Source organism: Candidatus Latescibacter sp., assembly GCA_030692375.1.
In the GTDB taxonomy this organism is placed as follows: Bacteria; Latescibacterota; Latescibacteria; order Latescibacterales; family Latescibacteraceae; genus JAUYCD01.
Genome location: JAUYCD010000113.1, coordinates 1 through 11247 on the forward strand (window position 1 = coordinate 1; position 11247 = coordinate 11247).

The 11247-nt window shown below is 49.5% G+C and carries 9 protein-coding genes and 1 tRNA gene; 8 read left to right on the forward strand and 2 right to left on the reverse strand.

Translation table 11 applies throughout. The features are described 5' to 3' along the window. Positions 1 to 433 precede the first annotated feature (433 nt). The 8 genes from Q8O92_07275 to serA all read left to right on the forward strand — a co-directional run bounded on the left by Q8O92_07275 (position 434) and on the right by serA (position 9902). Positions 434 to 519 (forward strand) — tRNA-Leu (locus tag Q8O92_07275). An 89-nt stretch (positions 520 to 608) separates the two neighbouring features. Next, positions 609 to 1916, forward strand: a complete 1308-nt coding sequence (tig, locus tag Q8O92_07280) for a trigger factor (protein MDP2983113.1) — start codon at positions 609 to 611, stop codon at positions 1914 to 1916. A gap of 13 nt (positions 1917 to 1929) precedes the next feature. Further along, a complete protein-coding gene (locus Q8O92_07285) occupies positions 1930 to 2526 on the forward strand; it encodes an ATP-dependent Clp protease proteolytic subunit (GenBank protein ID MDP2983114.1) in 597 nt (198 codons plus the stop codon). Next, positions 2523 to 3779, forward strand: coding sequence for an ATP-dependent Clp protease ATP-binding subunit ClpX (gene clpX / locus Q8O92_07290; protein MDP2983115.1), 1257 nt, complete (start codon positions 2523 to 2525; stop codon positions 3777 to 3779). Before Q8O92_07285 ends, clpX begins: the two co-directional genes overlap by 4 nt. A gap of 33 nt (positions 3780 to 3812) precedes the next feature. Beyond that, a complete protein-coding gene (gene lon, locus Q8O92_07295) occupies positions 3813 to 6185 on the forward strand; it encodes an endopeptidase La (protein MDP2983116.1) in 2373 nt (790 codons plus the stop codon). A gap of 297 nt (positions 6186 to 6482) precedes the next feature. After that, positions 6483 to 7085: a ribosome biogenesis GTP-binding protein YihA/YsxC gene (gene yihA, locus Q8O92_07300; protein ID MDP2983117.1), complete on the forward strand. Its 603-nt coding sequence runs from the start codon at positions 6483 to 6485 to the stop codon at positions 7083 to 7085. A gap of 82 nt (positions 7086 to 7167) precedes the next feature. Continuing rightward, positions 7168 to 8298, forward strand: a complete 1131-nt coding sequence (locus Q8O92_07305; protein MDP2983118.1) for an alanine--glyoxylate aminotransferase family protein — start codon at positions 7168 to 7170, stop codon at positions 8296 to 8298. A gap of 17 nt (positions 8299 to 8315) precedes the next feature. Next, the gene (gene serA, locus Q8O92_07310; protein ID MDP2983119.1) at positions 8316 to 9902 is read left to right on the forward strand and encodes a phosphoglycerate dehydrogenase; all 1587 of its coding nucleotides are present in this window, start codon (positions 8316 to 8318) and stop codon (positions 9900 to 9902) included. Between the two features lie 321 nt (positions 9903 to 10223). Here the strand turns inward: serA and Q8O92_07315 are convergent, their stop codons facing one another. After that, entirely contained in the window at positions 10224 to 10949 is a 726-nt protein-coding gene (locus Q8O92_07315; protein MDP2983120.1) for a hypothetical protein, read from the reverse strand. Positions 10950 to 11112: 163 nt separating this feature from the next. Further along, positions 11113 to 11247: IS1595 family transposase (locus Q8O92_07320; protein ID MDP2983121.1), on the reverse strand; the 135-nt coding region annotated here is incomplete at its 5' end.

An 11247-nucleotide genomic window follows, 5' to 3' on the forward strand; every position in this document is an offset into this window, starting at 1 on the left:
CGTGTATTGTTGTAGTAGCTGTGGTAATGTGGGAAAACGTGAAACGTTTTTCCAAGTAACTGTTGGAAAGTCAAAGACTTTTCAATGGTTACGTCATTTCCACAGCTTTCTTATTTTTTCATGATACTTTTGACAGTACCGAGATTTGAGATTTGGGTAATTGAAACGAGTGAAGAAGCATTATTCTCATACATGGCAACATTCTTTCAAACTGAATGCAGCGATAAGATACCCGGACAGTATTAGGGATATATTATTGTTATGTTAGAAAATAATCAGGGGAAAACGAACGAATTTTCAGTTCAGCCGTATAAAGAGTGCAAAAACGTTTCCCATACTCCGAAAAAAGAGTTTCAGTGAGGGGGAAGGGTGCAACCCTTCCTTGACAGCAAGTTTATTTTATTTTATATTGTTATGCTTGTTTAAGATATATGCGAGAGTGGCGGAATTGGCAGACGCGCCAGACTTAGGATCTGGTGGGCATTGCCCATGGGGGTTCAAATCCCCCCTTTCGCACCACTCCTTTGTCGGCCGAATCCGAGGAGCAGAAAGCGGAAGCCCGATATTTAACTTTCATGCACAGTATCCCTAAATCCAATGAGAATGAAATGAAGATTGAGTTGAAGGAAACTATCGGCTGCAAGAAAAAATTGTATGTGGAAGTGGATCAGGAAAGGTTCGATGCGGAAATTAAAAACTCCGTGAATAAACTGAGACGGGAAGTCCAGATCCCCGGATTCCGTAAAGGAAAAGCTCCCGATTCCCTGCTCTTGAGGCGCTTCGGCCCATCGATCCAGGAAGAGGCTGTCAAGGGTTTGATCCCCAAGGTGCTGAAAGAAATGTATGAATCTGAGGGGTTGAAACCCGCCGGCGAGCCTGAAATTTCGAATCTGAAAATCGGGGAGGACAGCACAGTTTCCTTCATGGTTGGGGTTGAGGAGCTTCCCGCCATCGACATTGAGGTTTTTAAAGGACTGGCTGTAACGAAAGAAGCTCTGGAAGTCACCGACGATGATGTGGAAAATACCCTCGAGCGGTACCGTCGCATGAAAGCTGTCCAGAATGAGGTCGACCGTGAGGTCCGTGAGGGCGACATTGTAGTGATAAACCTCCAGAAGCTCGATTCTTCAGGTTTGCCCATCATCGGGGATAAGTTGACGGATCAGGTGGTGGCGCTCGACGGTCAGAGTTCGCCTTCTCCGGATTTCGACCGTCAGATCGCGGGTATGAAGAAAGGCGATCACCGGGTGGTGCGGTTTACCTACGATGAATCCATTGACAATCCCAATCTGGTTGGTGTAACGGAAGTGTTTGATGTTGAAATAGTCCATATTCATGAAAATATCGTTCCGGAGCTGGATGACGATTTCGCCAGGAGTTTTGGGAATTATGCCGATCTGGCCGATCTGCGGGAGAAAACACGGAAGTATCTGGCCGGCCAGTACGAGTACAATTCCGAGCGGAAGCTGCGTGAGAGCCTGATGGATGAATTCATCCGCCAGAATCCGTTCGAGGTGCCTGGCAGCATGGTGGAGAAGATCATACATTCCGAGTTAAAAAAACTTCGTGAATCCAGGCCGGATGAGCAGATCGATGAAGCTTCATACCGTGCGCAGGTAAGGCCTGATGCAGTCAGAGGGGTGCAGAGCTACCTTGTCCTGGAAGTAGTGAAGGAAAAACAGCAGATTGAGGTTACCAAGGAAGAACTTGCCGAAAGGCTGGAGCTCATTGCACGGCTGGAAGGCGTTAATGAAAGAGAACTCAGGCGCCGGTATATCAAAAATGGACGTATTGATGAGGTGCGCGATGAAATCGCCCTGAACAAGGCGTACAAATGGATGGAAAGCGTCGCAGACATACGGGTGGAGACAGCTCAGAGGACGCCTCAGCCTTCGAGAATCATTAAACCCCGGTAAAGGAGAATTTCTTATGAATTATATTCCCTATGTTATTGAACAAACCGGTCATATTGAGAGAAGCTACGATATTTTTTCCCGTCTTCTCAAAGACAGGATTATATTTATAGGAAGAGAGATAGACGACATCATGGCCAATGTGGTTTCCGCCGAGCTTCTCTTTCTTGAGGCGGATGATCCGGATAAAGATATTTTCATGTATATTAATTCCCCCGGAGGAAGCATTCATGCAGGTCTTGCCATTTATGACACCATGCAGTATGTCAAACCGGAAGTGAACACCACCTGCCTCGGCCTGGCGGCCAGTATGGCTGCGGTGCTCCTGGCATCGGGCGCCGAAGGGAAGCGTACCAGTCTTCCCAATTCGCGGATCATGATACACCAGCCCTGGGGGAGCGGGAAAGGCCAGGCGGTGGATATTGAGATTATAGCAAGAGAAATTCTTAAGAGCAGAGATATTATTGTTGACATTCTTGCCGAAAAAACCTCGCAGTCCCGTGAGAACATCCTGAAAGACATCGACCGTGACAAGTACATGTCTCCCCAGGAAGCCAAGGAATACGGGCTGATAGACGCAATCATAACCAAAAGGACAGAATTCAAGAAATGATACGCAAAAATCCGGGTAAGGGCGGCTTATCCTGCTCTTTTTGCGGCAGAGATGCCTCGTATGTCGATAAAATAATATCTGGCCCTTCTGTCCAGATATGTTCCGAATGTGTCCGAACCTGCTATGATATCCTCAGAGAGAGCGGCGAATCCCATCCGCTTGTCCTGGATTTCGATATTCCCACTCCCGAGGTAATCAAATCCGGCCTTGACCAGTATGTAATCGGGCAGGAACGGGCCAAAAAAATGCTCAGTGTGGCTGTATACAATCATTACAAGCGCATCAAGAACAGAGGTTCCCTGGATGACGAAGTGGAGATCGAGAAGGATAACATCCTGCTCCTCGGTCCCACCGGAACCGGCAAGACTCTCCTGGCCCGGACCCTGGCCCGTCTCCTTCGTGTCCCTTTTACCATAGCGGATGCGACCATTCTCACCGAGGCCGGATATGTCGGCGAGGATGTGGAAAACATCCTGGTCAGGCTTCTTCAGGCAGCAGATTATGATCTCGAGCGTGCGCAGATCGGCATCATATATATCGATGAGATTGACAAAATCGCCCGCAAATCGGCCAATCCGTCAATTACCCGTGATGTTTCCGGCGAAGGTGTGCAGCAGGCTCTTCTCAAGATACTGGAAGGAACCGTGTCCAATATCCCTCCCAAGGGAGGACGCAAGCATCCCGAACAGGCCATGGTAGCGATAAATACGACCGATATTCTGTTTATCTGCGGCGGGGCTTTCGAAAATCTGGATGCCATCGTTCGAAGGAGAGTATACCAGAAAGCGATGGGATTCGGATCGGAAGTGCATTCCGCCAAAGATTCGAAGATAGGTGAAATCCTTGCCCGGGTGGAGCCGGATGATCTGAACAAATTCGGGTTGATCCCGGAAATTATCGGCAGGCTGCCTCTCTACTGCTCGCTGGATGAGCTGGATGAGAATGCCCTTTTGAACATCCTCACTGAACCAAGGAATGCCCTTGTAAAGCAATACAAACGTTTGTTCGAGCTGGACGGCATCGATCTCGAATTCGATTCGAAAGCGCTGGACAAGGTGGTTCAAATCAGCGTTAATAAAGGCACAGGCGCACGGGGTCTCAGGAGTGTAATGGGCAGGGCGATGATGGATATCATGTTTCGCATCCCCTCGATGCCCGGAGTAAAAAAGGTAATTATTACTGCGGAAACAATTGAAAATAACACAATGCCTATTATCGAGAGCGGGGACGGCGCTGTTCTCAAGATAGCATGATAAATACTCTGAAAAAGGAGTCTGTAGTCCCACATGCCCGAAAATAAGGATAAATCCATTCTATCGTCAGAACGCAATTCCGAAGATGTCTCAAGTTTTCCGGAGGAAATGCCCCTTTTGCCGCTCCGGGATGTCGTACTGTTTCCCTACATGGTAGTACCGATTCTCGTTATGCGGGAATCTTCCATCGGGGCATTACAGGCTGCCCTGGTAAGGGACCGCTTTATTTTTCTCGTCCTCCAGAAAGATCCGGAAGTCGAAAACCCCCAGATGAACGACATCTATCGAACAGGAGTGGTCGGAAGGGCGCTGCAGGTGCTCAAGCTCCCCAACGGGACAGCCAAGGTACTGGTTGAAGGCCTGGTCCGCGGGGAGATAACCGGCATGGAGAAGGCGGAGGACCACTACCGGGTCCAGGTGAATATACAGAAGAGAGAAGGGGAGGCCACCTCACGGTTCAAGGCGCTGGTACGGAATGTATCCGGCAGTTTCTCCACCTATGTGAAGCTTTCCAAGGGTATACCCGATGAAGTGCTCATGAATCTCCCCCCCGCTGATGATCCTCAACGCCTGGCTGATACCATTTCCGCGCACCTCATGGTGAAGCAGGACATCAGGCAGAATCTCCTCGATACAGCAACTGTCCGTGACCAGTTGACCATCCTGGCCGGCATTCTGGTAGAGGAAACCGAAATCCTGGAGCTTGAGCAGACCATCGACAAAGAGGTACGTGAGCGGCTTCAGAAATCCCAGAAGGACTTCTACCTGCATGAACAGATGCGGGTTATCAAGGAAGAACTGGGCGAGGACGACGAGAGCGACGGCGAAATCAAGGATCTGGAGGAGCGCATCAAGAAATCCGGCATGCCGGAGGAGGCTTCTCACAAGGCGATGGAGGAACTGGCAAAGCTCCGAAAGATGCATATAATGTCGCCTGAATCCACCGTGGTTCGGAATTACCTGGACTGGCTGCTTTCTCTTCCCTGGAAAAAGCGCACCCGGGACAATCTGGATATAAACAAGGCCAAGACTATTCTGGATGAGGATCATTTTAGCCTTGAAAAACCGAAGGAGCGTATCCTCGAATACCTGGCGGTGCTCAAGCTGGCTAAAAAAATACGGGGTCCTATTCTTTGCTTCACCGGTCCTCCCGGAACGGGGAAAACCTCGCTGGGGAAGAGCGTTGCCCGGGCGCTCGGGAGGAAGTTCGTGCGGGTCTCCCTCGGCGGCATCCGTGATGAGGCGGAAATACGGGGGCACCGTCGGACCTACATCGGTTCCCTTCCGGGACGGATAATTCAGAACATGAAAAAAGCAGGCACCAGGAATCCGGTTTTTCTCCTCGATGAGATCGACAAGATCGGCATGGATTTCCGGGGGGACCCGTCATCGGCCCTTCTCGAGGTGCTCGATCCCGAACAAAACAACAGCTTCAGCGATCATTTTCTCGAGGTGGACTTCGATCTTTCCGAAGTGCTGTTCATTACCACTGCCAATTTCGAGGACAATATTCCTATTCCTCTCCTGGACCGTATGGAGATCATCCAGCTTTCGGGTTATCTGGAATATGAAAAAATCGGTATAGCGGAAAAGCACCTCATCCCGAAACAGATGGAAGCCTGCGGGCTTACTGAAAATCTTATCGCTTTCGATCGCGAAGCCCTTATCAAGACAATCAACCGGTATACCGCCGAGGCGGGGGTGCGGAATCTCGAACGCTCCATCGCCACTATTTGCCGCAAAGTAGCACGTGAGGTGGTGTCCAGGAAAAAAAATGGGAAGCATGTCATAACCGTCCGGAATCTCCAGAAATATCTCGGCATTCCGAAAGTCCGGGAAAAACGCATCGAAAAAATCGATCAGGTCGGAATGGCAATCGGCCTTGCCTGGACACCGGTCGGGGGAGAGATTCTTTACATCGAGACTTCGTTCATGCCTGGAAAGGGCGAGCTTATCCTTACCGGACATCTGGGAGATGTGATGAAGGAAAGCGCCCGGGCGGCGCTGACCTACGCCAAATCCAACATGGCAGCCCTGGGAATAGGTGAAGGCGCGTTCGACAACAAGGATGTGCATATCCATGTGCCGGAGGGCGCTATTCCGAAGGATGGCCCCTCTGCCGGGGTTTCGATCATAACCTCCCTGGTATCGGCGGCGAGCGGAATCCCGGTATCGCGGAATGTAGCCATGACCGGAGAGATTACTCTCAGAGGCAATGTGCTTCCTATCGGAGGGATAAAAGAGAAATCACTGGCCGCCAAAAGGAGCGGAATAAAAACGGTGATCATTCCAAAAAAGAATGAAGCCGATCTGGGCGATCTCCCGGATGAGATAAAGAAAAACCTTACCTTTATTCTTGCGGAGCATATCGAAGATGTCCTTCTCCATGCGCTGGTTAGATCCTGAAACGGTTTCATCGTTCCCGCTTCTATTTCGAAAAACAATTTCGGTTATGTCGTTAAGTCAGCAGCATACAGTAAATAAGAGAATTGAGTGCTTCTGTGTCTTTAAAATCCCCCCTGCCTTCGGCATCCCCCCTTATTAAGGGGGGAATTTAGGGAGAGGATTCTGTCAAATCCTAATAAATGTTTACATATTACTACAATTTTCTTTTTCCCCCCTTAATAAGGGGGGTAGGGGGGATTAACCCTTCGGATGATCTCTTTAGCTTACTTAACGACATAACCGAAAAAACAATTATCTATGACGTCAAGTATACATCTGGAATTTTATCGTTCGGTATTTTCCCTGAAGGATCTGCCTGTTTCCGGATTACCGGAGATATGTATATCCGGAAGGTCGAATGTGGGTAAATCTTCATTGATCAACTGTCTTGCAAACCGTCACAGCCTGGCACGGACCTCCCGGAAGCCCGGAATGACCCGCGCCCTTAATTTCTACCTGACAGATGCGGGATTCTACCTGGTTGATCTTCCGGGGTATGGTTATGCGAAGGTGCCAAAAACGGAAAGAAATCTTTTCGCCGCCCTGGTGAATCCGTACCTGGAGAACCGTGCAGCTTTCCGGGGAATTATCCAGCTTTTGGATGCCCGGCACGGTCCCACCGGGGGAGATTTTATCATGATCGAATGGATAAAAAAGCGGGGCGGAAATGCGCTGTATGTTTTCACCAAGGCGGACAAGCTGACCGCAAGGGAAAGAGCCGTGATACATACAACATATGGGGAGGAATTTGGGGTGGAGAATATGGTGATATTTTCCGCCCGCACAGGAATGGGTCTTGATTCCGTCCATTCCTGGATCGAAAGGGTTGTGATAAACCCTTTCGATGCCGAAACGGTTTAATCGTTCCACAAGTTCGGCATGACGAGGTCACCCTGAACTCGTTTCAGGGTCTATATGTATCTATAAATTTTAGGAGATATTCATGAAGACGCGCCTGTTTACCCCCGGCCCGGTCATGGTCCCGGAAAAAGTTCTCCTCAAGATGGCCGAACCGGTGTTCCATCACCGCACTCCTGAGTACGAGGTTCTCTTCGCCGATATTTGCGGAAAGCTGAAGAAACTGTTTTTGACCGAGGGAGATGTCATTACCCTGGCTTCCTCGGGGACCGGCGCCATGGAAGCCGCGGTGGTCAATATCCTCGCCCGTGGCGACAAGGCCATAGCGGTCCGCGGCGGGAAATTCGGGGAAAGGTGGTATGAAATCTGCACCGCATACGGCATTGAAACCATCCCCCTGGATGTGCAGTGGGGATATGCGGTGACCCCGGAGGCGCTGAAGAAAGCGTTGGATTCCAATCCCGGAGTCAAGGCTGTCTTCACCACCCAGTCCGAAACCTCGACCGGCGTGTTCACCGATATGAAAGCTCTGGGAGAGGTCATGAGGGATTATGACGCCGCTCTGGTGACCGATGCGGTTTCCGGCCTCGGGGTGCACGAGCTGAGACCGGATGACTGGGGAATCGATATCGTGGTTTCCGGCTCGCAGAAAGCCATCATGCTACCTCCGGGACTGGGATTTATCTCTGTCGCCAGGGATTCCTGGAGGCTTATGGAACGCGCCAACCTGCCCCGGTATTACTGGGATCTCCGGAAATACAAGAAATCCATGGACAAAAACCAGAACCCTTTCACACCGCCGGTCACCCTTTTAGTGGGGCTGCAGGAATCTCTGAACATGATCCTTAACGAGGGGCTGGAAAATATCTGGAAACGTCATGCTCTCGTCGCCCAAGCCATGCGGGCAGGGGTAAGGGCTCTCGGGCTCGGAATTTTTCCGAAAGATTATTCAAATGTTCTCACCACCATTTCTATCCCAGAAGGTGTAGACTGCGGCAAATTGGTGAAAGCGCTGAAGAAGAACGGCATTTTCCCTGCCGGGGGCCAGGATTCGCTCAAGGGAAAGATCGTCCGCATCGCCCACATAGGCTATCTGGATGAATACGATGTCCTGGCGGCGCTTTCCGGCCTTGAATTTTCTCTCAGGGAAACCGGATATGCTTTCGAGGCGGGCAGTTCTCTCAAAGCCGCGCAAAAGGTACTGATCGAAAGATAAAAGAGACAGGAGTTTGAATGATGTATAAAGTGCTCATCAGCGATAACGTCTCCAGGGAATGTGTGGAAATCCTCCGGGCGGCGGAAGACATCGAAGTTACCTTCAATACCAAGCTGACCCCTGAGGAATTCAAGAAAATAATAGGTGAATACGATGCTCTTATCGTGCGAAGCGCCACAAAAGTAAAGGGAGAATTTCTGGAAGCCGCCGAGAAATTGAGAGTGATCGGCCGCGCCGGCGCCGGAGTGGATAACATCGATGTGAAAAAGGCCACCGACCAGGGAATAGTGGTCATGAACACTCCCGGCGGAAACACGGTATCCACCGCCGAACACGCGTTTTCACTCATGATGTGCCTTGCCCGGAACATTTCCCAGGCGGACAAATCGGTAAAGGAAGGAAACTGGAATCCCAAAAAATACATGGGTGTGGAGCTCCGTGGCAAGACCCTCGGGATTATCGGGCTCGGGAATATCGGCCGAGCGGTGGCGCAGCGGGCGCTCGCTTTCCAGATGAGGGTGCTCGGAGTCGATCCATTTATTTCCCGTGAAATGGCCGAGCGGATGAGCATAGAACTCTCCACGCTCGACCGGGTCTGGGAGGAAGCCGATTTCATCACCGTACATACGCCGCTGACCGACAATACAAAGCACATGATCAACGCCCAGACCATTGCCAAATGTAAAAATGGAGTGCGGATCATCAACTGCGCGCGGGGCGGCATCGTCGATGAGCAGGCTCTGTATGCCGCTCTGGAATCCGGCAAAGTGGCCGGAGCGGCGCTCGATGTCTATGAGCATGAACCTCCGGAGAATAATCCGCTGGTCAAAAGCGAGAAGGTGGTGAGCACCCCGCATCTCGGCGCTTCCACAACCGAAGCCCAGGATATTGTGGCGGTGATGATCGCCGAGCAGGTGAAAGATTTTCTCCTCAAAGGAGAGGTAAGGAATGCGGTGAACATGCCCCCGCTGCCTCCCGATGTATTCGAGCAGATAAAACCGTATATCGAGCTGGGAAAGCGTATGGGTTCCCTCCTCGGCCAGCTTGGCGAGGGACAGCTCTCCGGCATAGACATTACCTATTACGGTGACATACGCAAATATGACTCCTGGACCATCACTTCTTCCGTTCTCGAAGGTTTATTGACCAGGGGATATTCCGAAGGAGTGAACCTGATCAATGCCAAGCGCACCGCCGATAAACTGGGCATCAGGGTGGACGAGATTAAATCCTCCGAGGAGAAGGATTACAAGAGCGCTCTCGAGGTCGGTATCAATACTACCGGGGGAGAAATGGCGCTTCTCGGTACAGTTTTCGGGAAGAAAGATCTGCGCATCGTGCGGTTCGAGGGTTATGATCTCGAGTTTGTCCCCCAGGGTTACTTTCTTATCTGCGGGAATAAGGACCGGCCGGGGCTGATCGGAGACATCGGCACCGTTCTCGGTCGAAAGGGCATCAATATCGCCCATATGACCTGGGCGCGGATGTCGCAGGCGGGCGATGCAATCGTGGTGCTCAGCACGGACGAGCAGGTAGACAAGCCTACTCTTGAGGAAATAAAATCCATCAAGGGTATTGAATGGGCGAGATGTGTGGATTTATAAAAGGAAAATAATGTAAAAGACATTTTCTCAGTATATAACGGCAAAAGGATTTTTATAAGTGAAATTTCTAAAGATGTGATATCTTCTCTTTGAATCAACTAGTTTCGACGAATCTTTAACAGTTATTTTGAATTTTCAGTAAAAATGGCTGTGCCTATCAGGGCAAAGATCGTCAGCGCAGAATTGAACCCGATAAACGGTGTAAACAGGGCGAATCCCAAAGCGCAGAGAAGAAAGAAACAAGAGTATACCACGATATTTTTTCTTATCTGGTCATGCGAGTTCGTCCCCAGAAATAGAACAGAAGCTGACGTATGCGGCTTATGATCTCAGCTTTCGCCTTGGACCACCCCCGCGACGGTAGAGGACGATGGAAGTGATAGACTGACTTACTATAAAAACAAGAGCTGAAGGCCATATCAGATATTGTATAAGTTGAAAATTTATCAAGGCAGTACTCCCAATCCGGTTCTGCATCCAGAGAGAAATTCCAATCAGCCCGAAGATAAAAAAGCAAAAGAAAGTCACTATTCCTGCATTTCGAGCCCTATTAAAAATAACTATATCGCGTTCATCCATGTCAGGCCCTTGCTGATAAAGTTCAGAGGTCTCCGGTTCAGATTCAAAAGTAGACCGTTTACGCAATTTGTAATAAAGAAAAGTCAAAACACTTAGAGCTACGGCATTGAACATGGAAATTGATATCATCAATGCAGGGTTATAAGGCACCTTTATGATGATCAAGAAAAGGATCATAAAAAAGATTACGAAACTGAGAATGAGACCTGCGATTAGGAATTTCTTATATGGGTAATGGGTTACCGTGCCCTGATCATCGATTGTGATGAACTCGCTGCGATTTCTCTGCTTAAACAATGTTTTACCAAATGCTACGAGTGCTAACAGCGCAAAAGCGGCCAATGCTGCCTTCGAAGCGCGGGCTGCTCCGATTTTATCCTCGAACGCAAGGAAGAGAATTATATACACCATTGCCGTTATCATGCAAACGGCCAGGTTATACCATGCAATCTTTTCATTACGGTTCATTACATCACACCCGGCGGTAGAGGATAATGGGCGTAATCGACTGGACGGTAATGTATATCTTCAGAACATTTTAGACATATAGCAGAAGCCATATCAACCTTCCCATGAAAGGTTAATAGCAATGTTTAATTACTTTTTTTTCAATACAAATTATAATATTCGCTTATCGAGTTAACTCCGCATAGGTAATAGTGGAGGTATTCAGACAAGCAGTTAAGAGTCTGTCAGTAATCAGTAATTCATTGAATCGCCGGTTAAAGCGATAACAAAATTCATTCAGGTAACTTTGAAGATGTTT

Coding starts and splice junctions, on each gene's coding strand:
- tig (MDP2983113.1), top strand. CDS start 609: ATGAAGATTGAGTTGAAGGAAACTATCGGCTGCAAGAAAAAATTGTAT.
- Q8O92_07285 (MDP2983114.1), top strand. CDS start 1,930: ATGAATTATATTCCCTATGTTATTGAACAAACCGGTCATATTGAGAGA.
- clpX (MDP2983115.1), top strand. CDS start 2,523: ATGATACGCAAAAATCCGGGTAAGGGCGGCTTATCCTGCTCTTTTTGC.
- lon (MDP2983116.1), top strand. CDS start 3,813: ATGCCCGAAAATAAGGATAAATCCATTCTATCGTCAGAACGCAATTCC.
- yihA (MDP2983117.1), top strand. CDS start 6,483: ATGACGTCAAGTATACATCTGGAATTTTATCGTTCGGTATTTTCCCTG.
- Q8O92_07305 (MDP2983118.1), top strand. CDS start 7,168: ATGAAGACGCGCCTGTTTACCCCCGGCCCGGTCATGGTCCCGGAAAAA.
- serA (MDP2983119.1), top strand. CDS start 8,316: ATGATGTATAAAGTGCTCATCAGCGATAACGTCTCCAGGGAATGTGTG.
- Q8O92_07315 (MDP2983120.1), bottom strand. CDS start 10,949: ATGAACCGTAATGAAAAGATTGCATGGTATAACCTGGCCGTTTGCATG.